The sequence below is a fragment of the Limosilactobacillus reuteri subsp. simiae genome, from assembly GCF_020784875.1.
GTDB classification, from domain to species: domain Bacteria; phylum Bacillota; class Bacilli; order Lactobacillales; family Lactobacillaceae; genus Limosilactobacillus; species Limosilactobacillus reuteri_H.
Map to the genome: position 1 here is coordinate 52,079 of NZ_JAJGUI010000111.1, position 23,091 is coordinate 75,169.

The 23,091-nt window shown below is 38.3% G+C and carries 23 protein-coding genes; 16 read left to right on the top strand and 7 right to left on the bottom strand.

Going from position 1 to position 23,091, the window contains the following annotated elements:
* Positions 1-7 precede the first annotated feature (7 nt).
* The 3 genes from kduI (at position 8) to LMC10_RS08020 (ending at position 2,592) form a co-directional block, all read left to right on the top strand.
* The gene (kduI, locus tag LMC10_RS08010) at positions 8-856 is read left to right on the top strand and encodes a 5-dehydro-4-deoxy-D-glucuronate isomerase (RefSeq protein ID WP_229269479.1); all 849 of its coding nucleotides are present in this window, start codon (positions 8-10) and stop codon (positions 854-856) included.
* 13 nt (positions 857-869) lie between these two features.
* A complete protein-coding gene (kduD, locus tag LMC10_RS08015) occupies positions 870-1,685 on the top strand; it encodes a 2-dehydro-3-deoxy-D-gluconate 5-dehydrogenase KduD (RefSeq protein ID WP_229269457.1) in 816 nt (271 codons plus the stop codon).
* 154 nt (positions 1,686-1,839) lie between these two features.
* Positions 1,840-2,592 carry an IclR family transcriptional regulator gene (locus tag LMC10_RS08020; RefSeq protein ID WP_229269458.1) on the top strand — a complete coding sequence of 251 codons (753 nt, stop codon included), beginning with the start codon at positions 1,840-1,842 and terminating at the stop codon, positions 2,590-2,592.
* Here the strand turns inward: LMC10_RS08020 and LMC10_RS08025 are convergent.
* Complete coding sequence (locus LMC10_RS08025) at positions 2,589-3,473, bottom strand: LysR family transcriptional regulator (RefSeq protein WP_153702884.1); 885 nt, start codon at positions 3,471-3,473, stop codon at positions 2,589-2,591. The two genes, LMC10_RS08020 and LMC10_RS08025, sit on opposite strands and share 4 nt — an antisense overlap.
* A 42-nt stretch (positions 3,474-3,515) precedes the next feature.
* On the opposite strand from LMC10_RS08025, the gene LMC10_RS08030 reads away from it, so the two are divergent.
* The 3 genes from LMC10_RS08030 (at position 3,516) to LMC10_RS08040 (ending at position 5,033) form a co-directional block, all read left to right on the top strand.
* Complete coding sequence (locus LMC10_RS08030; RefSeq protein ID WP_229269459.1) at positions 3,516-3,992, top strand: flavodoxin family protein; 477 nt, start codon at positions 3,516-3,518, stop codon at positions 3,990-3,992.
* A 97-nt stretch (positions 3,993-4,089) separates the two neighbouring features.
* Positions 4,090-4,506 (top strand): cupin domain-containing protein, encoded by a 417-nt coding sequence (locus LMC10_RS08035; RefSeq protein WP_229269460.1) that lies wholly within the window; start codon positions 4,090-4,092, stop codon positions 4,504-4,506.
* Between the two features lie 71 nt (positions 4,507-4,577).
* Entirely contained in the window at positions 4,578-5,033 is a 456-nt protein-coding gene (locus LMC10_RS08040; RefSeq protein ID WP_229269461.1) for a DUF441 domain-containing protein, read from the top strand.
* A gap of 49 nt (positions 5,034-5,082) precedes the next feature.
* Here the strand turns inward: LMC10_RS08040 and LMC10_RS08045 are convergent, their stop codons facing one another.
* Complete coding sequence (locus LMC10_RS08045; protein WP_229269463.1) at positions 5,083-6,471, bottom strand: DHA2 family efflux MFS transporter permease subunit; 1,389 nt, start codon at positions 6,469-6,471, stop codon at positions 5,083-5,085.
* A 154-nt stretch (positions 6,472-6,625) separates the two neighbouring features.
* Here LMC10_RS08045 and LMC10_RS08050 point away from each other — a divergent pair, with 154 nt between their 5' ends.
* Complete coding sequence (locus LMC10_RS08050) at positions 6,626-7,054, top strand: CopY/TcrY family copper transport repressor (RefSeq protein ID WP_086141925.1); 429 nt, start codon at positions 6,626-6,628, stop codon at positions 7,052-7,054.
* 59 nt (positions 7,055-7,113) lie between these two features.
* On the opposite strand, the gene LMC10_RS08055 is transcribed toward LMC10_RS08050, so the two are convergent.
* Complete coding sequence (locus LMC10_RS08055; RefSeq protein WP_019252776.1) at positions 7,114-8,475, bottom strand: hemolysin family protein; 1,362 nt, start codon at positions 8,473-8,475, stop codon at positions 7,114-7,116.
* A gap of 139 nt (positions 8,476-8,614) precedes the next feature.
* Here LMC10_RS08055 and LMC10_RS08060 point away from each other — a divergent pair, with 139 nt between their 5' ends.
* Together LMC10_RS08060 and LMC10_RS08065 are read left to right on the top strand one after the other, a co-directional pair.
* Positions 8,615-10,351, top strand: coding sequence for an ABC1 kinase family protein (locus tag LMC10_RS08060; RefSeq protein WP_229269465.1), 1,737 nt, complete (start codon positions 8,615-8,617; stop codon positions 10,349-10,351).
* A gap of 3 nt (positions 10,352-10,354) precedes the next feature.
* Positions 10,355-11,170, top strand: coding sequence for a YdcF family protein (locus tag LMC10_RS08065; protein WP_229269467.1), 816 nt, complete (start codon positions 10,355-10,357; stop codon positions 11,168-11,170).
* A 51-nt stretch (positions 11,171-11,221) separates the two neighbouring features.
* On the opposite strand, the gene LMC10_RS08070 is transcribed toward LMC10_RS08065, so the two are convergent.
* Complete coding sequence (locus LMC10_RS08070) at positions 11,222-11,614, bottom strand: VOC family protein (protein ID WP_003663799.1); 393 nt, start codon at positions 11,612-11,614, stop codon at positions 11,222-11,224.
* A gap of 107 nt (positions 11,615-11,721) precedes the next feature.
* Here LMC10_RS08070 and LMC10_RS08075 point away from each other — a divergent pair, with 107 nt between their 5' ends.
* From LMC10_RS08075 to LMC10_RS08085, 3 genes are read left to right on the top strand one after another with little or no spacing between them, the layout of a single operon-like run.
* Positions 11,722-12,099 (top strand): fluoride efflux transporter FluC, encoded by a 378-nt coding sequence (locus tag LMC10_RS08075; protein WP_134797715.1) that lies wholly within the window; start codon positions 11,722-11,724, stop codon positions 12,097-12,099.
* The gene (locus tag LMC10_RS08080; RefSeq protein ID WP_229269469.1) at positions 12,092-12,430 is read left to right on the top strand and encodes a fluoride efflux transporter FluC; all 339 of its coding nucleotides are present in this window, start codon (positions 12,092-12,094) and stop codon (positions 12,428-12,430) included. The genes LMC10_RS08075 and LMC10_RS08080 overlap by 8 nt, the downstream gene beginning before the upstream one ends.
* Before the next feature lie 15 nt (positions 12,431-12,445).
* Positions 12,446-14,959: an excinuclease ABC subunit UvrA gene (locus LMC10_RS08085; protein WP_229269471.1), complete on the top strand. Its 2,514-nt coding sequence runs from the start codon at positions 12,446-12,448 to the stop codon at positions 14,957-14,959.
* 63 nt (positions 14,960-15,022) lie between these two features.
* Here the strand turns inward: LMC10_RS08085 and LMC10_RS08090 are convergent, their stop codons facing one another.
* Together LMC10_RS08090 and LMC10_RS08095 are read right to left on the bottom strand one after the other, a co-directional pair.
* Positions 15,023-15,715, bottom strand: coding sequence for a TVP38/TMEM64 family protein (locus LMC10_RS08090; RefSeq protein ID WP_086141930.1), 693 nt, complete (start codon positions 15,713-15,715; stop codon positions 15,023-15,025).
* A gap of 2 nt (positions 15,716-15,717) precedes the next feature.
* Positions 15,718-16,968 carry a DUF2075 domain-containing protein gene (locus LMC10_RS08095; protein WP_229269472.1) on the bottom strand — a complete coding sequence of 417 codons (1,251 nt, stop codon included), beginning with the start codon at positions 16,966-16,968 and terminating at the stop codon, positions 15,718-15,720.
* 167 nt (positions 16,969-17,135) lie between these two features.
* Here LMC10_RS08095 and LMC10_RS08100 point away from each other — a divergent pair, with 167 nt between their 5' ends.
* From LMC10_RS08100 to LMC10_RS08115, 4 genes are all read left to right on the top strand, one after another.
* Positions 17,136-18,911, top strand: coding sequence for a 1-deoxy-D-xylulose-5-phosphate synthase (locus tag LMC10_RS08100; protein ID WP_229269473.1), 1,776 nt, complete (start codon positions 17,136-17,138; stop codon positions 18,909-18,911).
* A 39-nt stretch (positions 18,912-18,950) separates the two neighbouring features.
* Complete coding sequence (locus LMC10_RS08105) at positions 18,951-19,814, top strand: LPXTG cell wall anchor domain-containing protein (RefSeq protein WP_324294038.1); 864 nt, start codon at positions 18,951-18,953, stop codon at positions 19,812-19,814.
* Positions 19,815-20,100: 286 nt separating this feature from the next.
* Positions 20,101-21,492, top strand: a complete 1,392-nt coding sequence (locus LMC10_RS08110; RefSeq protein ID WP_122481217.1) for an amino acid permease — start codon at positions 20,101-20,103, stop codon at positions 21,490-21,492.
* 109 nt (positions 21,493-21,601) lie between these two features.
* Complete coding sequence (locus tag LMC10_RS08115) at positions 21,602-22,450, top strand: DNA/RNA non-specific endonuclease (RefSeq protein ID WP_229269476.1); 849 nt, start codon at positions 21,602-21,604, stop codon at positions 22,448-22,450.
* 66 nt (positions 22,451-22,516) lie between these two features.
* On the opposite strand, the gene LMC10_RS08120 is transcribed toward LMC10_RS08115, so the two are convergent.
* The coding region (locus LMC10_RS08120) for a transposase (RefSeq protein ID WP_229269477.1) at positions 22,517-23,091 on the bottom strand (575 nt) is incomplete at its 5' end.

A 23,091-nucleotide genomic window follows, 5' to 3' on the forward strand; every position in this document is an offset into this window, starting at 1 on the left:
GAATAAGATGGGATTTAAGATGGTAACGCGATATGCTCATAGTCCCAAAGATATCCAACATTATGATACGAAGGAATTACGAGACGAGTTTTTAATGGATAAGATTTTTTCACTTGGTGATATCTTACTAACATATACTTATAATGATCGAATGATTTTTGGCGGAGTTACTCCTAAAGCCGGTGAACCCTTAGAAATAAAACTGGATAAGGATCTCGGTGTTGATTACTTCTTACAGCGCCGTGAATTAGGCTTTATTAATATTGGTGGTTCTGGATCAGTAACAATTGATGGTAAGAAAGATTCAATCGTTAAACATGATGGCTATTACATTGGAATGGGTGCCAAACATGTTGTCTTTGAGTCCGATAATTCTGACGATCCAGCTAAGTTCTATGTTGTATCAACTCCTGCTCATAAGACTTATCCAAATAAAAAGCTTCCATTCAAGGATGCAATTGCAATGCCGATGGGCAAGCAAGAGGATATGAATAAACGAACTATTTATAAGTACATTGATGCATCAAGTATGGACACATGCCAGCTTCAAATGGGCTATACAGTGCTTGAACCAGGAAATGGTTGGAATACAATGCCTTGTCATACTCATGCACGGCGAATGGAAACTTATATGTACTGTGAATTTGCTTCTAAAGACACCCGTGTATTCCACTTCATGGGTAAGCCTGATGAAAGTAAGCATATTGTCATGGAGCCAGAACAAGCAGTTGTCAATCCTAGTTGGTCAATCCATTGTGGTGTTGGTACGACTAGTTATTCATTTATTTGGGCAATGTGTGGTGAAAACCAGACCTATGATGATATGGATATGGTCGACATGCATGATTTGAAGTAAAGAAGGTATTTTTATGGCCCAATCACAAGAAGAGATTAAGCAAAATGAAGCTGCCTTAGATAAGTTCAAAATGTCAGCTTTTGATTTAAGTGGCAAAGTAGCAATTATTACTGGTGGAAATACGGGCTTAGGGCAAGGTTATGCGGTTGCGTTAGCTGAAGCCGGAGCAGATATTTTTATTCCTACTTATGGAACGCAAGGCTGGGATGATACCCGTGAGATGATTGAAAAGCGTGGACGAAAAGTCGAATTCATGCAAGTTGATTTGACTGCTCCTGGTGTTGCCCAGAAAGTAGTCGACCAAGCTATCAAGACTTTTGGTCACATTGATATTTTGATCAATAATGCCGGAATGATTAAGCGTAACCCTATCCTAGAATCAAAGGACGAGGACTGGGACGCGGTTATCAATATTAACCTCAACGCGGTCTACCATATGTCAATGGCTGCTGCAAAAGTATTTGCTAAGCAGGGACACGGTAAAATCATTAATATCGGTTCAATGTTGTCGTTCCAAGGTGGAAAGTTTATTCCATCTTACACTGCCTCTAAACACGGGGTGGCCGGATTAACCAAGTCCTTTGCAAGTGAAATGGGAGCTTATGGTGTTCAAGTTAATGCGATTGCTCCTGGTTATATTAAGACCGCTAATACAGCGCCAATTCGTGCTGATAAAGCTCGTAATCAGGAAATTCTTGACCGAATTCCAGCTGGTCACTGGGCAGAACCACATGAATTAATGGGAGTCGCAGTCTTTTTAGCAAGTGATGCAGCTAACTATGTCAATGGGACAATAATGCCAGTTGATGGTGGTTATTTGGTTCGATAAATCAAAATATTATATCAAAAGCGGGAGTAATACAGACGCAATCCTTGTGTTCTGTACTACTCCCACTTGTATTTTCATATTAATTAGCTTGCTAAAAGAAATAAAATGTTGTTTGATAGAAATTAGTTAATCTTTAATGAAGTGAGTGAATGAGATGGAAAATAAATTATATGGTGCTGTTTTATTAAAAGCACGCCTAATTCTTGATTATATTGCAAGTGCTTCTGAAGCGCCGACTCTCCGTGAATTAGATGATCACCTTGATATTTCAAAGCCCACGATTTATAAAATTCTAAAAACTTTAGAATATTGTGGCTATGTTCGAGTAGAAGGGGAAGATAAGCACTATTACTTAGGAACCATTTTTCTTCAATATGCCCAAGCCGTTAATAATTCGTTTAATATTGAAGAGATTGCTAAACCGTATTTAAAAGAGCTTCGTGACGCGACTAATGAGACGGTTAACCTGGGAATTATAGAAGATAAAAGCGTCGTTCTGCTTTCAAAGCTGGAAAGCACTAATAGTATTAAATTAGTATCATATATCGGCGGTAAAATGCACATGTATTCTTCGGCGATGGGGAAGGCAATTTTAGCTACTTACAATGATAAACAGCTATCATCATATTTAACTGATATTACTTTTGAAAAGTTAACCCCTAACACAATTAATAATGAACAAGAGCTTTTAACTGCCTTGAATGAAACCAGAGCCCAGGGATACTCAATTGATGATGTTGAAAATCAGCCAGGAGTATACTGTCTCGGCTTTGCCTTAGTAAAAAATGGTCATATATTTGGAGCGTTTAGTATTAGTACCCCTGAATACCGGATGGATCCGCAGAAAAAAGAGCAATTTGTAAAACTTGGGCAACAGACGCAGCAAAAAATTTTAAGTGCGATCTAGGATTCTTGAATTTGCTCGTTAACAAACTGAAGAAACTTTTCGATTGCTGGAGATAAGATAGTATTTTTACGCCAGGCAAGGACATCCCCTGTCGATTTGTTAGGCACAAGGGGAACAAAAACAAGGTCGGGATCATGAAAATTATTATAGACGCCTTTAATTGTCAGACCATAGTAATTACTATTTCTTAAAAGGGAAACGGTATTCCCAGGTAAACTGGTTGTTGCACGGATATTTAAACGCGTTTGATCTAATTTTAAGATATCACTAACTTCATCGCGAACAATACTACGGTGGGGAAGAATTAGGGGAATCTTGTAAAGATCTTCTTTGGTAATAGTAGAATACTTGGCAAGTGGGGCTGATTTTTTCATTATTACTCCCCATTCTTCACGGACCGGTAATTCGAGAAAGTTATATTTAGCAGCTTCAACGGGTTCAAGGAGGCATACAAGATCATTAAGCCCTTCATCTAGTTGTCGACGAAGGACATCGCCATCCCCATCAGATAAATTAAAGATTACGTTCGGGTAAAGCTTTTGGAACTCGAAAATTAATTTTGTTATGTAAGGAGAGACACTCGAAACTGCTGAGCCGAGATTAATTTCCCCTGTTAAAGCCTCTTCTTGTTGATGGAGGTCGTTTTCCGTCTGATCCAAGAGTTGTAGCATGGTCGTTGCTCGCTGTTGAAATAGGATTCCAGCTTTTGTGAGTTGAAGGCGCCGATTTTCTCGGTTAAACAACTTTATGTCTAATTCGGTTTCTAGGTCCATGATTTGCCGGGAAAGGGTAGGTTGCGTAATGTGTAATTGTTCCGCAGCTTTAGTGATATTATTAGTTTGTGCAACAGTTAAAAAGTATTTTAATACACGTGTATCCATATAGTATCCCTCATTTTTATTTATATTAAGGAGTTATTGATAATGGCAAAGCAAGCATTGATTTTATATTATTCGCAATTCGAAAATACTGCTAGACTCGCTAGTAAGATTCATGAAGTAACTGGTGCCGATATTGTGAGAATTAAAGTTTCCGATGATACTTTTCCACTGGATATGGAAGAAACTGGAAGGATTTATCAGCAACAGCTTAAAACGCATGCTTTCCCTAAACTAGTGACTACCTTACCAGACTTATCGTATTACGATTTGATTTTAGTTGGTGGACCAGTCTGGAATGGCGCAGTTGCCTCACCAATCATTGCCTTACTTCAACAAATTCAAAAATTCACTGGTAAGATTGCACCATTTAGTACAGGCTGGAGTGACACTGGTGATTATCAAGAGGACTTTATCAACAATGCTGGTAAGCTAAATGTCACGTCTGGCTACCATATTCTTACTCATGGTAGTCCAGCTTTCAATGAAAAGTCATTATTTTCATGGTTGCGAAAATTATAATTCGTTTTTTGAATAACTCACCATTTATAATAAGCTTTTTACATTCTTAATGCTACAGTTTATTATTAAACCAACAATTAATTGGAGGTTAGTAATAATGGCTAAGAATGAACATGAAGTAAAAAATGACCTTTTTGGTTTTGGTGATAAGAACGTTGCATTTGCAAAATACTTTATTGGAACAAGTTATCTCAATGGATTAGTATCTCCTGATGATAACATTGATGTAAATGTTTCAAACGTTAATTTTGAGCCCGGTTGCCGTAACAACTGGCATATTCACCATGATGGTTTCCAAATCTTATTAGTAACTGCTGGTGAGGGTTGGTATCAAGAAGAAGGCAAGCCGGCGCAATTGTTAAAACCCGGTGATGTTGTAGCAATTCATGAAGGTGTAAAGCACTGGCATGGAGCTACTAAGGATAGTTGGTTCTCTCATGTTGCTATTACGAAGGGAACTAGTGAATGGTGCGAAGAAGTAGATGACGCTACTTACAACCGCCTTCCTGATTAGTTAATTAGTCAGCTTTCTTTGTCCTCGTCCTCAACTTTGATATACTAGGTAAAGTTTGAGGAGGAGATTACATGGAAAGCTGGCTTTTTTTAGCTTTAGTATTATTAATTGCAATCTTTGGTCATAACTCATCATTGATTATTGCCACGGTAGTAGTAATGGTCCTAAAAGTGATCCCTTATACCGCCAAATGGTTGCCCTTGATACAACATAAAGGAATTAATTGGGGTGTGACAGTGATTTCAGTTGCGATCTTAATTCCAATTGCGACTGGTCAAATTGGCTTTAATGATTTATGGGCGGCTTTTAAGACCCCCGCTGGTTGGATTGCAGTCGGCATGGGCATTGCAGTTGCCATCTTATCAAAGTATGGAGTCAACCAGTTGGCAGCTGTTCCTCAAGTCACGGTTGCCTTAGTACTTGGAACGATTATTGGAGTGGTTGCGTTTAAGGGAATTGCTGCCGGTCCAGTTATCGCGAGTGGGATGACATATTGTATTGTAACGCTATTGAATTTGCATTTTTAAATATTAAAAAACCAAGCGAGGTCAAAAGGGATCTCACTTGGTTTTTGTTTTACGCATTTTCTAATTGCGCTTGCGAAGAAATTTTATGGTATAGCTTAGTGCTAAGGTATAGCGAAGTTAATAGCAGGCATAAGCATAGAAGGAAGCCGGCTTGAATACCGAGGTGTGAGAACGGGTTGTGAACTAAGTGATTAACAATACCAACAATTGAAACGATGAGGGCAGTTCCAAAGGCAGCCGCAATTTGTCGTAACGTATTAAAGGTAGCAACCGCATCAGGAACGATCTCATTAGGTAGCAATGATAATGCTTGTGTTTGCAGAGGGATTAACATTGTCACTAATCCAAACTGTCGAATTGTTTGGAAAAGAGTGATCATGAGGACAGAACTACGCGCACCGATTGCGGCTTGACCGATTGTTCCGATGATATCGATTATGAGACCAGTCCCAACAAGAATCTTAATTGGATAAATGTCATAAAAACGGCCACTCGTTGTCGATAATAGGCCCGTTAAGATTGCCCCCGGAAGGACAGCGATGGCTGAAACAACCGTACTTTTACCCAAGACAATCTGTACGAGCAGGGGAATCAAAATTGCGTTGCCATACATTGTTGATGTAATTAGCATATTAATAACAGTGGCAAAAACAAATTGTTTGTGTGAGAAGATCCCAAAGTTGATTAACTGACGATTACTGTGACGTTGGTTAAGAAAGAAAAGGAAGAGAAAGACTAAGCCGATAAGGACATACCCTGCGACATTAAATGAGAGCAAGTGATTGTTCGAAACATTTGATAAGCCCATCAATAGTGACCATAATCCACCTGTGATTAAAATAAGAGCCAATGTATTAAAGCGGGGATGTTCATTATGCGGGATTTTAGGAAGCAGGAAGAATGAAAGTAGTAATGTAATTACTGCAAAGGGAATAATTAGTAGGAAAAGATATCGCCAAGAGAAAAAGTGCAATAGAAAGCCAGAAATGGCAGGACCTAAGATAGGGGCACAATTAAAGGCAAGGCCAATAATGCCCATAATTTGTCCTTTTTTACCCGGCTTTGCGTAACGAATTGCCAAGACATTTACTAGTGGCATCATCATCCCCGCACCCAGAGCTTGAATCATCCGAGCAATTACAACTAGATTGAAGCTCCCCGCAATCGCTCCGATAATGGTTCCTAAAAGAAAAATTCCAGAGAAAATAATAAAGAGATTTTTGAAGGGGAATCTTTTTATAAGAAATGAACTAACAGGAATCATTAGGGCATTGACAAGCATATAACCGTTTGTCACCCATTGAACTTGGGCCTCGCTAATATGAAAGACATTCATGAAGGTTGGGAGGGCAATGTTCATTAAGGTTGAACAGAGAAGACCGAAAAATGTACCAAATACCATGATTACTAATGCATGGCTAATGCGTTGATTTTTCATTAGTAGATATAGCGCTCCTTAAAATTAGTCAAACAGTATTGAGTTTACTAGCCAGATTATTAATGTCAATACGCATTAGGAATTTGCAAGCAAGTAAATTAATGCTAAAATATAGTTATGAATAATTTACATGTGTAAACGCAGGAGGAATTAGATGAATATTAATTTAGAAATAACTCCCGCTGAATGGCAAATTATGCGGGTGGTTTGGAGTCTAAGGCAAACGACCAGTAGCCAAATTATTGAAATTTTACAGAAAAAAGTTGACTGGAAACCGGCAACGATTAAGACTTTACTTCGACGCCTGGTTGATAAAAAAGCCTTATCTGCTACTCGGCAAGGACGTGGATTTATCTATGAGCCTCTCGTTCCCGAACAACAAACGATGGATCAAGCAGCGGACAACCTATTTAATAATATTTGTGAACGACACGTTGGAAGCACCCTTGAACATGTGATCAATAATGTAACCCTTAGTAAGGATGATATTGCTAAGTTACAAGAATTATTGGCAAGCAAAGCAACTGATTCACCGGATCACGTCAAATGTAACTGTATTCCGGATATGCAGATGAACTGCTAATGAAAAGCTCCCCGCAACTAGGAAATCTTTCCTAAATTGCGGAGAGCCTTTTTTAGTCTCTATTTTTCTTTGTTTTGATCCTCATCAGCTGATGGTTTCTTCTTTTTAGGCTTAATGTAAACTACCTTGAATTTATTAACATAGGCATTCTTTAAATCAAGAGGTGTAAATGAGAAATTATCAACTCTAATTGGTTGTCCAACTTTTAAGTCATATTGCCGTTCAAGGAAGAATCCAGTTAAGGTTGTTACTTCAGAGTTATCAAATTGTTCGATGTTTGTATCAAAGTAACGTTCAAAATCATCTAGTGGCATCTTACCTGAAACTTCGAAGGTAGGATTACCCTTACTATCAGGGTCTTTCTTTTCAATCATATCAGAGGTAGCATGGTCAATTTCTTCGCCAACGGTTCCGAATAATTCTTCATAAATATCCTTATCAGTAATGATCCCAGAAGTACCACCGTATTCATCTTGAACAACAACAATTGGCACTTGTTTTTTCATCATTTCAGCAAGAACATTGGTGAGTTGTTCATTTTCGTAAACGATTGGAATTCGGCGCATGATTGTGCGAACTGATTGTTGCGGGTTGATTTGGTTTTGCCGCATAATATCATATGCAAAAATATAACCAAGAATGTGGTCTTTGTCATTATTCGCAACAACTGGGAAACGCGTGAATTTCTTTTCAAAATAAAGCTTGGCTGCATCTTCAATTGAAGCCGTAATATCAATAACCGCTAACTGTGTCCGATCAATCATAATATCCTCAGCAACTTTATCATTCATTTCAAAAGCTCGTTGCATGAAGATAACGTCTTCCTTATCCATTTCCCCAGCTTTTTCCGATTGTTGGGATAAGGTCATAATTTCATTTTGTGAATATGTGTCTTCTTCTGGCTGAACATTATATCCTAACATTTTTGTAATTGCCGCAGCGACTACCGCAAATAACCAAACGAAGGGATAAAAAACAGTATGGAAGAATTGTACCGGGTGAACAATTGATAAGAGAATTGGTACCGGTCGATCAATCGCCATATTTTTCGGAACTAAATCAGTAAATACCGCATGGAAGAATGTAAAAATTAAAACACCGATAACTGGTGCAATCGCTTGAAGAACATCATGCGGAATAATATTAATCTTTAGCAACAGATCAGTGATAAATTCATCACCTAACCAACCTAAAACTAAAGAAGTCATCGTAACCCCGACTTGAGCTGTTGATAGGTACTCATTAAGATTTGCTACCATGTGTTCCGCGCGTTTGACTTTTCGCGTTTGCCGGAGCTCCTTTAACTCACTAGGCCGCACTTTAACAACTGAATATTCCAACAGTGTAAATAAAGCAGCTAACAGCAAAATCAAAATAATGATAATTAATTTAAACCAATATGAATCCCATAAACCATTCATCGTTTAAAAATTTCACCTAAACTTTCTTAAAAAATTTATCGACTACTATTGTATCAGTAAAATGTAGTGAAAGGGGAGTTTAATTATTTTTTTATAAGTGAAAATGCTAAAATAAAGGAAAATAAGTAGGAGAAGACATATGACGACTAATGAAGAAGAAATCAAGAAGTCAGCACGCTTGCGTAAGATTATGCAAGTGATGCGAAAATATCATTTTGTTAGCAATTTTTACCATCAAACTAATCCACAAGCTATTTGTCAGGCACTGCAAGAACTGGGACCGACCTTTATTAAACTTGGCCAAATATTATCAACCCGTCCAGACCTTGTCTCCCCAGCGTATATTAAAGAACTTCGCCACTTGCAAGATCAGGTTAAAGCTGATAGTTTTGCGACCGTAGAGCAAACTTTTGAAGAAGAAACTGGAAAGAAAATTAATGACGAATTTGCTAGCTTTGCAGAAAAACCGTTTGCTTCTGCGTCGATTGGGCAAGTTCACCATGCAACGCTTAAGGATGGGACACCAGTTGTTGTCAAAGTTCAACATCCAGAAGTCGGTAAGCTTGTTAATACTGACTTAGCTCTATTAAGGAAAGCAGTGGTCTTATTTAAGTATGTTCCCCAAGACGTTGCAGTAGTTGATTTGGATAAAGTAATTGATGAACTCAGTACTTCATTATTAAGTGAGGTCAATACTCTTGAAGAAGCAAAAAACGGGGAAGAATTTTATACATTAAATAACGGTGATGGACCAATCTTAGTTCCTAAAGTATATATGAAGTATTGTGCTCCTAAGATTCTTGTTAATGAAGCGATGGAAGGAAAAAGCATTCGGTATCGTTTTAAGCAGCCAAATGATAATGATCAAGATGCAATGACCGTTAATCATGAAATTGCTACTACGCTCGTTAATAACTTTTTAAAACAAGTTTTTGTTGATCATTACTTTCATGCAGACCCGCATCCAGGAAATATATTAATTCACGAATTGCGTCCGGATGAGTCAGCAAAGCAATACGCAACGACCAAACACCATGAAAAGACCATTTATAATACAACCATTAGTTATGATCAACAGGAGGCATTACCAAATTACCGGATCATCTACCTTGATTTTGGAATGATGGGAAGGTTAAGTCCAGCGATGGCAAATAGTATTGCGAATATCGTGATTACTATCAACACAAAGGATACGCGAAAAATTGGAAAAGCAGTTTTAAATGTTTGTAATCGAACCGGGGAAGTTGACGAAAATGCATTTTATAAAGAACTTGGCGCCTTTATTCAACCATATTTTTCAACCGGTCTTGGCAATATTGATTTCGTGAAAATGCTATACCAAATTGTCCAGCTATGTAAGAAAAACCACCTTCAAATGAGGGGAGAGGTAACGATGCTAATTAAGGCATTTGGAACTCTTGAAAGCTCGGTTGCTAAACTTGATCCTGAAATATCAATGCTTGAAGTTGCCCAATCGTTTGGCCGGCGTTATTTAAAACGAAACTTTAATTGGCGTTCGGCTGTTGATAATAACCTAATCAATTTTTTCCTTACTAGTAAAGCAATAGGGAAGATGCCGGAAAAAATTAATGAGTTAATTGATACATTTGTCAGTGGGGATGCAAAGGTTGACTTACAGTATAAAAATGAGCAACGAGTGTTGAAGCAGATAGAACGATTAATGAACCGTTTCATGATTGCAATTATTTTAGCAGCAGTAATCTTAGGATCATCATTATTAGTCCAGGGAACACCAGCTGATTCGCATATCTATCGTTTAGGAGTATCTGGCTATATTATTGCAATCGTAATTATTATTCTTTTAGTTGTTACAGAGATTATCCATCGATGGCGAAATTGGCGAAGGAAACGATGATTAATGATATATTTAAACTTAGTTAATGAATTAATATGTGCGTTATGCTGGGGAATTACGATTAGGCTTATTTTGATCCGCCATTTAAATAGTGAGACAAAGGTAGCTAAATTTAATACCTTTGCGTTTACTTTGATGGTGTTCAACTTGATAGTAGTACTGCCTATTTTTGCTTTTTTGCTTAAAAATTTACCTATCCAATCAGTAAGTTGGCTAAGTTCATTAGTAGTAGCAACTATTGACGTTTTAAGTACCTTTAACTTAATTTTATTTTGTGTTTTCAGTTGTTGTACCCGCCTGCGAAAATGCCCTACTACGGTTCAGGATTTTCTGGTTTTAGGGGCAGCTGTTAAACATGGCCAAGTTCCACCAGTTTTAGCTACTCGCCTTGATAAGGCCATCAGCTGTTGGAAAACGCATCAATCTGCAAAAATTATTGTTTCAGGGGGAATAGTACAGAAAGCAAAAGAATCTGAAGCAGAAGTCATGGCTGCTTACTTAATTGCTCACGGAATCCCAGCAAGAAAAATAATTTGCGAGACCCGGGCACTTAATACATGGCAAAATTTGGCCTTTGCTAGTCAACTTATTAAGCCACAAGAGACAGTTGTAGTAGTAACTAGTGATTTTCATGTTCTTCGTGCGAGAGCTTATGCAAGGAAGATGGGGTTAAACTGGTCATTCATTAGTAGCAAGACGCCTTGGCGATACTGCCCATTAACTTTTATTCGAGACTATCTCGGGATTATCCGTGACCATTGGTGGGTATTTTGCGGGAGTACGCTCCTTTTACTTTTAGTTGAATTTATTTTGAAATGAAATATGAGCGAGACAGAAGTGGAAAACAACCTTCTCTCGCTCATATTTACTTTATTTATTCTTATATACTGCAATTTCAATCAGATTATTATCTGGATCATAAACGTAAAGCGAGGTCATTTCGCCTTCTGCCCCTTGTTTTACAATTGGTCCAGCAATTATATCAATATAGTAGCTATTAAGATGGTGAACAATATCGTCAATACTATCTCCAGCAACTAAACATAAATCAGCAGAGCCAATTGTCGGATTAGCTGCCTTTAGCGTAGTTGGTCGGTCAATTTTTTGTAAACGGATTAACTGATGCCCACAACGCATTGTAATTAAGTCGTCATTACTTTGTTCTTTAATTACTGGCATATCAAATACTTCGTGATAAAAGCGCATTGATTGCTCTAAATCAGTTACAGTTAAAACAACGTGATCAATTCGTCGCATTTTCATTGTCTAAGTCTCCCTTAAATTTTTAAATCAATATCATTATACAAGTTTCTAAATTGAAATAGCAAAAGTTGTATAATGAAATGATTACAGATCTAAGGAGATTTTTTATGAATATAAAAACAATAATGAGTGTCGCGATTGGCGGCTTCCTCGGCGGAATTACCCGTTATGAACTTAGTGCCCTATTAGGCGGTGACGGGATTTTATATGCCAACCTTATTGGTTCATTTTTGTTAGCTTTTATAACTTATTATTTTATTGAACGGGGGCTATTAGCAGCATGGCTAAATGCCGGAATAGGAACTGGTTTTATTGGCGCTTTTACGACATTTTCAAGTTTAGCCACAACTATTGTTAAGCTTGAAAGCCAAGGTATAATTGCTAGCATCGGTTATTTTCTTGTGAGCTCTCTTGGCGGCTTGGCTTTGGCACTGCTCGGTTTTATGTTGGCACGAAAATACGGAGGTCCGCGGCAAGATGATTAATGTAGGGCTTGGAGCAGCAATTGGGGCCGTGATCCGTTATGTCATCACAACCTGGTGGAAAAAGTTAAGAATTGATTGGCCCTTAGCAACTCTATTTATTAATATCACCGGTAGTTTTTTATTAGGTATTCTTACCAAAAATTTTGCTAGTAATTCCTCACTCATGTTATTATTCGGGATTGGCTTATTAGGAGGTTATACTACTTTTTCAACTTTTAATGTTGAGCTAATTTCAATGATAGATGAAAAGCGATGGGGAATGTTTGCTGTTTATTTCGGCTTAAGTTATCTTGGTGGAGTTATTGCCGCCATCTGTGGAATGATGATATGAAAGGAGTAAAAAATAGTGACAGAAACCATACTACCAACGCAAATTGAAGTAAAAGGTGGAAGAGTCCACAACCTTAAGAACATTGATATCAATATCCCCCTACATAAATTTGTCGCAATTTCGGGATTATCTGGTTCTGGGAAAAGCTCATTAGCAATGGGGATTTTATATGAAGAGGGATCTCGCCGGTACTTAGAAGCGCTTTCTACTTACACACGACGACGGATAAAGTTAGGTGCTCAAGCCGATGTTACAAGTGTTAAACATATTCCTTCAGCACTAGCATTGAAGCAACGTCCCGCAATTCCATCTGAACGAGCAACCGTTGGAACAATGAGTGAGATGTTGAATGTAATTAGGCTGATCTTTTCCCGGCTTGGCGAACCGGTCTGTCCAAATGGGCATCGGTTAAAACCAAGCCTTGAAATCGCAGAGGTAATGAGTAAGAGCGGCGATGAGATGGGACAATTAACCTGTCCTACTTGTGACACAAAGTTTTATGCCTATGGAGCAGAAGATTTTGCATTCAATTCTGACGGAGCCTGCTTACGATGTCATGGAACAGGAAAAGTTCGTGAACTGGATGAAAGTAAACTTATTGGGGATGAAAATCTTAGTTTAGCTGATGGGGCAGTTGCTTCATGGCATTTGCCTGGACGAAACTTTATGCCGAGTGTTGCTGAACAGGCAGGTGTTCGGATCCATGTTCCATATAAAGATTTAACCCCTAAAGAAAAAGAGTTTGTTTTAAATGGTCCGCAAAAGAAGTTTAAGATGGACTTCCGCTCTGGAACAGGCCGCGTTTTTCATGACTTTAATGCTTTATACGAGAATGCTCATGAAGCGGTATTAGCATCTGCGAAGAGTAGTAAAAGCGAACGAGCGCAAAAACGAATTAGTGAATTTTTCCATTATTCAACGTGCCCAGTTTGCCATGGGACACGGTTAAAACCAGAATTATTAAAACAATTAGCTGGTGGTTTAAATATTGCGCAAGTTAGTGATCTTACGCTTGGGGAATTAAGCAAGTGGAAGCAAGATGTATTAGCTGCTCTTCCTTCAGATATAAAAAAGATGGCGACTTCATTATTTAAAGAGTTTGATGATAATTTACGGCCATTATTGGAATTAGGCCTTGATTATTTAACTTTATCGCGAAACGGGAATACGTTATCGACAGGTGAATTACAACGTATTCAGCTTGCAAGAACTCTTCGAACCCAAACGACTGGTGTCTTATATATTCTGGATGAACCTTCTATCGGCTTACATCCTGATAATATTACGGGTCTCTTAAATGTATTTAAGGAATTAGTGGCCCAAGGTAATTCATTAGTAGTTGTTGATCACAATGTTGATATTATCAAAGAAGCAGATTGGATTATTGAAATTGGCCCGGGTTCTGGAGAAAAAGGTGGAGAAATTCTTACGGAGGGGACACCATCGCAAATCGCTGACAATCCTCAGTCTAAGATTGGTCCTTATTTAAATGGGACAGCAGTATTAAAAAGCCGCCCGTTAACAAACGAATCAGCTAGTCAAGAGATCACCTTTGAAGTAAAAGATTATTACAATCTTAAAGATGTCCATGGAGAGATTCCGGTTAATCGGCTAACTGCTATTACTGGTTTTTCGGGCGCTGGTAAAACAAGTTTGATCCTTGATAGTTTAGTTCCCGCTATCCGTGCTCAAGCAAGTGGGACCAAATTACCTTCACAAGTTCGAAAATTGTCAAGTCCGTTAAAAGAAGTAGTAAGTGTTGATGCGGCGCCAATTGGCAAAACCAACCGTTCAACCGTCGCAACTTATACCAGTATTATGGATAATCTGCGGAAGTTGTTTGCTACCCAGCCATTAGCCAAAAAGAAACACTATACGCCTTCTTACTTTTCTTATAATAATAAGCAGGGAGCGTGTCCAACGTGTGGTGGCGCGGGGATCGTGACTCTTGATATTCAATTCTTGCCAGATATGCAACAGACTTGTCCAACATGTGGGGGAAGTCGATACAATGAAGAAGTTCAAAAAGTTAAGTGGCAGGGATATTCAATTGTTGATCTCTTAAAATTAGATGTTCGGGCAGCGATGAGTGTATTTAAGGAAGTGCCGAAAATTGCTCGTGAACTTCAATTATTAGATGAGGTGGGCTTAGGGTACCTGCACTTAGGCGAAAGTACGCCTAGTCTTTCTGGTGGTGAGGCGCAACGCTTAAAACTTGTTAAACACCTTAATCATAATCAAAGCGAAACGTTATTTGTATTTGATGAACCGACCATTGGCTTGCATCCCCTTGATGTTAAAACCCTTTTAGCAGTAATGCAGCAATTACTTGATCGGGGGGCGACAATCATTACTATTACTCATGACTTAAATTTGATTATTAACGCAGATTATATGCTTGATATGGGTCCGCGTGGTGGCAGCAATGGTGGAAAAATTGTGGCTCAGGGGAATCCGTTAGCCCTTATTCAAAAACCAGAAAGTTTAACCAGCAAGTATTTGGCAGAATATTGGTCAAGATTTAATTAAAGGTAAAGGCTCCAAACATTCGGATTTCCCGGACGTTTGAAGCCTTGTTTTTAATCAAGTTAATTATTTTGTTGCTGCTTTTTCTTCATGGTTTTGCCAGATTTTGCGAACGAGTAAATAACAGCCAATTAGAATTAAAATAGCGATTGCGACACCGATCAGTCGTCTAATATTACCCTTGAAAATAGCATCCCCACCAAAGGCATAGAGAAATGAAGTCGGAGCCATGCCCACGGTTACCATCGCCAAGTAGTGTTTCCTACTAACATTTAAGCGGGCACCAGCGTAGTTTACAAGTACACTAGGGATAACCGGAATCATAAAACCGATGGTAAGTGCAATTAACGGATGCTTTTGTTGCAAGAGGTAATGAAGGATCTTGTTTTTCTTTACCCGTTTAGAGAGGTTAATTTTACGAATTATACTCATTACAGTAGAGTTTCCTAAAATATTTCCAACCCAATTAATCAGAAAACCAACAATTGGTCCATAACATAGCCCGGCAAAGATACAAACAACGGAATTCGACATTCCCGGAATCGCATTTAGGATACCGATTAAAGCTACAAGAAGAAAGATATCTGTAAACCCATGACTTCTAATCATATGGAGAAGCTTAGCCTTATTATGGGCATTAAAGTCTAGTAGTAGGTCAATTTCTGGCTTATATGTTCGATAAATGAAGTAGAGAACGATGACGGCGAGGATAATTGCGCCAACGATCAGCCATGTTTTACTTAATTTACGCTCTTTCATGATTATTGTTCCTCCTTTGGTAGCGTAAACCCAGCCTTCTCAAAAAGGGAGGTAAGAGAATGTCGTAAAAGCGGATCATGAGCGTAAAGATAAGTTCCATATACACCACGTTTAAATAAAACGTTCAAAGAATTCATAATCATTCTTTTTTCTAAACTCTTAATTTCAGCTGGATCAGTTAGGTCGTCACGCTTTTTGAATGCTTCAACATCTGTATAACGATCTAAATTTACTTGAAGTTGGTTTGTTTGAGGCGTTTGGCTAATTGGCGGACCGATAATAATGCCGGTGTAATTTAAGTCAAACCCTTGGCAGGTATAGATTGAGCCAACTTCATCAATGGTTTGAGGCAATTCTGCCCAAGGGGTAACTGTATAGTTATATTGATCCCAGGGCATTTTAAATCTGCCTTCCTCAATGTAGTGTTTACCACCATCGAGTGTTGATGGATATCCAGATGTTGAAAGAATGCGGGAAAGTCCTACTTCTTTATTACGTTGAACAATTGCTTTCCTCATTTCCTCAGCATCACTGTAAATGCGAAAATCATAATGATCACGGGCGGATGCTGGTAAAGCGGTTAATTTATAGTTAGTAAATTCATTAAACCACTCAACTAATTCATCGCTCGCATTCATGCGAAACATGTGGGTCAAATGGTAATCTTTATGGGGATATTGGTTCGTAATTGCCTGAAGTCGTTCAGGGGTCCAGAGACTTTTCATCCGTAAGACTTGGTATTGATCAAAGACAATTATAACAACTTTAGCGCGTTTAATAATCTCGACAAGCTGATTATCATGGTAAAAATTATTATAATGATCGGGTTTGGATAATAAAAGATGAGCTTCATCGATAACAGCAACATCAATGGTTTGGTGTTGCTTATCCAATTGATTAATTAATGAGGTTGGCCGAGTGAAGTCCTTTTTATATAACTCTTTTATTGGCCCGGCAATCTCTTTATAGACTTTCAGAATTTCCGGATGGTTAACAAGAAAATAATTATTAGTATGATAAAGAACTGAATTTTTTTGTGTCCGCGCTTCTTTTTGAATGCGGACGAATAATTGTGATAAGATTACGCTTTTTCCAGTACCTGCATCCCCGTAGACTGTATATATTGCAGGATAATTTTGTGTTAGATGGTGTTTAGTAAATGAAATAATATCATTGACGAGTTGTTCTTGCTCTGTCGTTAATTTTTTAAATGGTGAAATTTTGTTAGTTGCAGCGTTGTCTATATTTTTCATAACTATTTCCTTTTTAACGAATTACTCTATTTAATGGTATCGAAATGCATGAATTTCGTCAATTTGAACTTGAGAGTAATTTACTCAATGCTTTAGAAAGTGTTAGAATAATAAGAGCAATAAGTATTACTAATTATTAAATGTAAAATCAAGAAGGAGTGGAATAGATGAATCTGCATCCTGATTACCTCTTAAATGAAGTTAATGAACCAAGCGATATTAAGGACATGTCACTTGACGAATTAAAACAATTAGCAACAGAAATGCGTCAACTTGTTCTTGAACGCGACGCAAAAATCGGTGGACACGTGGGCCCTAACCTTGGCGTAATGGAGCTAACGATTGCTTTTCACTATGTCTTTGATTCGCCTCACGATAAAGTTATTTGGGATGTTTCACACCAGAGTTATGCCCATAAAATGCTGACAGGTCGAAAGTTAGGTTTTCTTGACCCTGATCATTATGAAGATATTACTGGATTTACATCCCCAGAAGAAAGCGTTCATGACTTTTTTGAGATCGGTCATACTTCAACGTCAATCTCTCTTGCGGTGGGGATGGCTCAAGCGCGTGATTTGATAAAACCTCAATCACATAATAATGTTATGGCAGTAATTGGGGATGGATCCTTAAGTGGCGGATTAGCTTTTGAAGGATTAAACAATGCTGCTAAGCTTAATTCTAACTTGATTATTCTCGTTAATGATAATCAAATGTCAATTGATGAGAACCAGGGTGGTTTATACAAAGGACTAAAAGAACTCCGGGATACTAACGGTGAATCTCCCAATAATATTTTTAAGTTTATGGGTCTCGATTACAAGTACGTTGCAGACGGTAATGACTTGCAGACGATGATCGACACTTTTAAGGAAATCAAGGATATTGACCATCCAATCGTCCTTCATGTTAACACCTTAAAAGGGAAGGGTTATGAACCTGCTATTGAAGAAAAGATGAAGTATCATTGGCGCACTCCATTTGACCTAAAGACTGGTGAAGATAAGGTTAAGGTAAGTGGAGAATCATATAGCGATGCTGTCCTTGCTGAATTAGATAAGCAAATTGCAGCGGATAAGCCAGTTGTTGCTATTAATGCTGGAATTCCTGGTGCGTTTGATCTTGGCAAGTTTAAGGCTAAGCACCCGGACCGTTATTATGATGTTGGGATTGCTGAACAGGATTCAATTACGACTGCTGTTGCAATGGCGCAAGCAGGTGCACGCCCTGTTGTATTTCAAAATAGTACTTTCCTGCAACGAGCATATGATCAATTGATTCATGACATGGCATTAAATGATGCTCCGGTTGTAATGATTGTGCGAGGCGGGTCAATTTCAGAAAGTTCTGCTACTCATCAAGGAACATTTGATATTTCAATGATTAGTGATTTGCCAAACATTGAATATTTAGCACCAACAAACGTCGAAGAAATGATTTCGATGTTACGGTGGGCAATCAATCAAACTGATGAACCAGTAGTAATTCGGCAACCAGAAAAGCCCCTTCTTCACGGGACACCAACACAAGATGACTACAGTACAATTAAGTACGATATTGCTCATCGCGGAAGTGAAGTTGCAATTATGGCTGTTGGTGACTTCTGGGAACTTGGTGAAAGGGTAAGAAAGGAACTTCAAGACAAGCTTAACATTGATGCTACATTGATCAATCCAAAGTCGGTAACTGGAATCGATTCAGATGTCCTTCACCACCTAGCAGAAAATCATGATGTAGTTGTTACGCTAGAGGATGGGGTCCTTAGTGGGGGCTTCGGTGAGACGATTGCTCGTTACTATGGACCAAAGGGAATGAAAGTTTTGAACTTTGGAGCACCACGGGAATTTGCGGATAATGTTCCTACCGAAGTACTATATGAATGGTATCACTTAACCCCTAAACAAATTGTGGATGATATTGAGCAGGTTATCCATTCACTATAAGTTAACACAGCTATCATTGCAGGTAAGGATTACTTGTAGATGATAGCTTTTTTCGATCTAAAAAATGCGAATTGCTTCTTTTTACGTATATATATTAAAGAGTATATAGAAGAGGAGCGAGATAATATGAACCATTTAAACCACCTTCATGTATTGCGAAACACTTGCTTAGTAGGCTTAACGACAGCGTCAACGATCCTTTCGCTGTCATTAAATACTCCACCAGTTTTAGCTGCAACTCAAGAGCCAATTACGAATCCCATATCTAACGCAAATAATCAGAAAGAACGTGTTCAAATCAAACGTGTAATTTATTTTCATCTCTTAAATGAAGTTAAAAAAGTGGAACAAGTGTCTTATGCTTACCGTGAAGTACCGAATGATTCAACCAAAAAGGCAAATTGGATTATTGAACCTTTTGAAGAAGTTAATATCCCTGACCAAGCTGGTTTTAGACCATCAATGGATAAGATTCCAACTGTTACAGAAATAGAGGATTTATCACAATTAAAAAGCGCAGTAAATGTTTATTATCAGCCCCTCAATAAAGATGAAGGGCCAAAAAAAGACAGCAAAGAGAATACGTTAGCAGAAAAGAAAGATTCGCAGGACAATTACCCTGTGGAAGAAGATCTGGGGGATGATAATCAGGTCACGGAAAATTATGGGGAGGTAAATAATACAAGAAAGCAGCAAAATTTGCACCAACGGATAGCAGGGATTAATAATCGACTAAATCGTTCACATCGGGATTCACGTAAAAACGATAACTCTGACCAACAAATACTTCCACAGACGGGAAATGAGACCGATAATTTAACGACTTTTCTTGGTTTGGGGATAACGGTAATGGTCGCGGGGATGAGTCTTTTTTCGTTAAAGAAAGCGCACAAAAATAAATAAAACAAAAAAACTTGATAAAAGGACTTGCATTTTTAATTTTCTAATAGTATTCTAATGTTATTGAAAAACGAAATGGAGGAAACAAAAATGCAAATTTACAATAAATCGATTATTCATCACCTAACCTCCACCTCAACCACAACAACAATTACCGTGGTTGAGTAGTTTTAATATCTCTTAAATCTGTTAGCAATAGCTATTCAAGATGCCTCAACCACTTATCAAAACTTGACAAGGGTTGGCTAGGGACATTTTGGGTAGCTTTTTTATTTAAAGTGAGGTTAGAATGATGGATAATCAGAAAAATGAAGTTAAATTAAATCGGACAATGACTCCCGGACAAATGGAAATGATTGCAATTGGTGGGACAATTGGTAGTGGTCTTTTCATGGGAGCCACATCAACTATTAAATGGACTGGTCCTTCTGTCCTATTAGCATATGCCTTTGTAGGTTTAGTCCTATATGGTGTTATGCGTGCGTTAGGGGAAATGATCTATATCAGTCCAGGAACTGGTTCCTTTGCGGACTATGGATCTAAATATATTCATCCCTTAGCTGGATACCTGACAAAGTGGAGTAACGTCTTTCAGTTTATCATTGTTGGTATCTCAGATATTATTGCCATGAGTCAATACCTTAATTATTGGTGGCCTAACTTACCAGACTGGATTTCTGGATTAGTAATGATCATTATCTTAACGCTTGCGAATCTTGCATCTGCTAAGGCATATGGCCGGTTGGAATTTTGGTTTGCGATGATTAAAGTCGTTACAATTATTGTTATGATCATTCTTGGATTATTGGTAATTGTCCTTGGGTTGGGTAACAATTGGCATCCGGTTGGAATTTCCAATTTATGGTCACATGGTGGATTCTTTACTGGTGGATTCATGGGATTCATGTTCTCACTATCTGTGATTGCTGGATCCTATCAAGGAATTGAATTACTTGGTATTACTGCTGGTGAAGCCGCTTCACCACGCCATGCGATTGTTAAGTCAGTTAAATCTGTTATTTGGCGGATTTTAATTTTCTATATTGGGGCAATTTTCGTTATCGTTTCCATTTATCCATGGGACGAATTAAAGGCAGTTGGATCACCATTCGTTGAGACATTTACTAAAGTTGGTATTACTGGAGCAGCTGGAATCATTAACTTTGTTGTTTTGACTGCTGCATTGTCCGGTGCCAACTCAGGAATCTACAGTGCTAGTCGGATGCTTTTCAAGCTTTCAGTTGATGGTGAGGTTCCTAAGGTCTTTAGTAAATTGTCAAAGCGGGTTGTACCAAATGTTGCGATCTTAACAATTTCATTCTGGATTTTCCTTGGCTTTATTGTTAACATGCTTCTATCAATGTTTAATGCAGCCTCTGCTAATATCTTCGTGATTGTGTATAGTTCAAGTGTCCTTCCCGGAATGGTACCATGGTTTATTATTTTGATTTCAGAATTAAACTTCCGGCGTAATAATCCGGCTGAATTAAAAGACCACCCATTCAAAATGCCATTTTATCCAGCATATAACTACTTTAGCTTGATTGCGCTAAGTGTTATCTTACTATTTATGTTCTTTAACCCAGATACACGGATTTCGGTCAGTGTTGGGGCAGTCTTCTTAGTTATCATGAGCATTATCTACAAGTTAAGAACTCAGCGCCAAGATAAATTAGCATAAAGAATAAATACTCTCGAAACAGATTGTTTTGGGAGTATTTTCTTTTATCAATTAAAATGATAAAATACTTTTACGAACATACGTTTAAGAGGAAAGGTATTTTAGAAACATGCGATTTCGATTCAATAAAAAGACCCAGTATTTACTTTTAGCTTTAGTAGCGATTGTCGGCATTGGTAGTTTTTCCCAGCCATCTGATAAGGGAAGTACTTTACCACAGGGAATCCAACGGGTAGCATCTTGGCGCCATTCAAACAACAATAATCGATCATCTTCTTTTACGCCGCCAACTCAAGAGCAGGCTACGAGTGTTCTTTCTAATGGCGTTCGTCAGCAGTTAGGAACATCTGACATAAAATGGAATGGTTACGGAGCGTTTATTTTAAATAACAATCAGACGGCGCTAAACGCAAATATTAACAATGCGCCATACGCTGTTAATCGACGTGATTCACGTGGACGAGCATGGCAGGGAGACGCCTGGCTCAATCGTACAACACGCCAATACCGTAATCGGAATGAAACTGGAAATGGAGCCACTAATTGGAAGCCAGCTGGATTTTTACAAGCCCACAACTTAAAAGGTGGTATCTCCCATGCTTATGATCGCGGACACTTACTAGGATATGCATTAGTAGGGGGTATCCGTGGTTTTAATGCTTCGGAGTCAAATCCTGCTAATATTGCAACTCAAACTGCTTGGGCCAACGAAGCTCGAAGCAGTACATCAACCGGGCAGAACTACTATGAAGGCTTAGTGCGAAAAGCTCTGGATCAAAATAAACAAGTTCGTTATCGAGTAACTGATGTCTATGACGGTAATAATTTAGTGCCTTCTGGTGCCCATATTGAGGCCAAATCAAAGGATGGCAGTTTGCAATATAATATCTTCGTCCCCAATGTGCAAAACAATATTAGTATAAATTATGCAACAGGGGCAGTAACGCAGATTAATTAAAAACGTTGATGTGCCGGGGCTTTCAAAACCGAGTAAGCCGTCTGTCTTTTTTATTTTTCAGTATAACTATATTTTAAAGGAAAGAGGCCGGGAATTAACTATTAATTTTTGGCTCTCAAACAGTAAAATCCGGACTATGATTTTTGATCGGTTCAAAAATCGTAGTCCGGATTTTAAATTATTTATGAAATTAGTCTCCAATCGACTAATTGATTGGCCAAATTTCGTTAGATTTAATGCCATCAGGGCTAGCCCAATGTCATTTTCCACAGCCCGTTGGCCACGGAGATGAGTTCGGCGTATGCCAAAATCCCTCTTCATATGACCAAAGACTGGCTCAACGTCGAACTTCCGTCGACGATAAATTGCCTTGCCTTCGTCACTTGAGAGGGTATCTTTAACTTTAGCTTTATAATAATTCCAGGTTGGGTTAACCTTCATATAGCGTTGCCGACCACTCGGTGTCTTCGCTAGTTCATCTAATTTAACTGATAGTTGATGTTTATCAGCACGATAGATTTTAAAGTCACGCTTAAAGCCATACTTATCAGTGGATTTACTATAGCGATAAAAACTAAAACGAACTCCTTGATGATCAATGTAGTAGTCGTCATTAGCGTTATATTCCCAATTCTGTGACC

Bases quoted from the DNA above. Each gene is read 5' to 3' on its own strand.
- LMC10_RS08030 (WP_229269459.1), top strand. From the start codon at position 3,516: ATGGCAAAGCAAGCATTGATTTTATATTATTCGCAATTCGAAAATACT.
- LMC10_RS08100 (WP_229269473.1), top strand. From the start codon at position 17,136: ATGAATCTGCATCCTGATTACCTCTTAAATGAAGTTAATGAACCAAGC.
- LMC10_RS08115 (WP_229269476.1), top strand. From the start codon at position 21,602: ATGCGATTTCGATTCAATAAAAAGACCCAGTATTTACTTTTAGCTTTA.
- LMC10_RS08080 (WP_229269469.1), top strand. From the start codon at position 12,092: ATGATTAATGTAGGGCTTGGAGCAGCAATTGGGGCCGTGATCCGTTAT.
- LMC10_RS08065 (WP_229269467.1), top strand. From the start codon at position 10,355: ATGATATATTTAAACTTAGTTAATGAATTAATATGTGCGTTATGCTGG.
- LMC10_RS08035 (WP_229269460.1), top strand. From the start codon at position 4,090: ATGGCTAAGAATGAACATGAAGTAAAAAATGACCTTTTTGGTTTTGGT.
- LMC10_RS08025 (WP_153702884.1), bottom strand. From the start codon at position 3,473: ATGGATACACGTGTATTAAAATACTTTTTAACTGTTGCACAAACTAAT.
- LMC10_RS08110 (WP_122481217.1), top strand. From the start codon at position 20,101: ATGATGGATAATCAGAAAAATGAAGTTAAATTAAATCGGACAATGACT.
- LMC10_RS08090 (WP_086141930.1), bottom strand. From the start codon at position 15,715: ATGAAAGAGCGTAAATTAAGTAAAACATGGCTGATCGTTGGCGCAATT.
- LMC10_RS08050 (WP_086141925.1), top strand. From the start codon at position 6,626: ATGAATATTAATTTAGAAATAACTCCCGCTGAATGGCAAATTATGCGG.
- LMC10_RS08095 (WP_229269472.1), bottom strand. From the start codon at position 16,968: ATGAAAAATATAGACAACGCTGCAACTAACAAAATTTCACCATTTAAA.
- kduD (WP_229269457.1), top strand. From the start codon at position 870: ATGGCCCAATCACAAGAAGAGATTAAGCAAAATGAAGCTGCCTTAGAT.
- LMC10_RS08045 (WP_229269463.1), bottom strand. From the start codon at position 6,471: ATGAAAAATCAACGCATTAGCCATGCATTAGTAATCATGGTATTTGGT.
- LMC10_RS08060 (WP_229269465.1), top strand. From the start codon at position 8,615: ATGACGACTAATGAAGAAGAAATCAAGAAGTCAGCACGCTTGCGTAAG.
- kduI (WP_229269479.1), top strand. From the start codon at position 8: ATGGGATTTAAGATGGTAACGCGATATGCTCATAGTCCCAAAGATATC.
- LMC10_RS08055 (WP_019252776.1), bottom strand. From the start codon at position 8,475: ATGAATGGTTTATGGGATTCATATTGGTTTAAATTAATTATCATTATT.
- LMC10_RS08020 (WP_229269458.1), top strand. From the start codon at position 1,840: ATGGAAAATAAATTATATGGTGCTGTTTTATTAAAAGCACGCCTAATT.
- LMC10_RS08070 (WP_003663799.1), bottom strand. From the start codon at position 11,614: ATGAAAATGCGACGAATTGATCACGTTGTTTTAACTGTAACTGATTTA.
- LMC10_RS08105 (WP_324294038.1), top strand. From the start codon at position 18,951: ATGATAGCTTTTTTCGATCTAAAAAATGCGAATTGCTTCTTTTTACGT.
- LMC10_RS08075 (WP_134797715.1), top strand. From the start codon at position 11,722: ATGAATATAAAAACAATAATGAGTGTCGCGATTGGCGGCTTCCTCGGC.
- LMC10_RS08040 (WP_229269461.1), top strand. From the start codon at position 4,578: ATGGAAAGCTGGCTTTTTTTAGCTTTAGTATTATTAATTGCAATCTTT.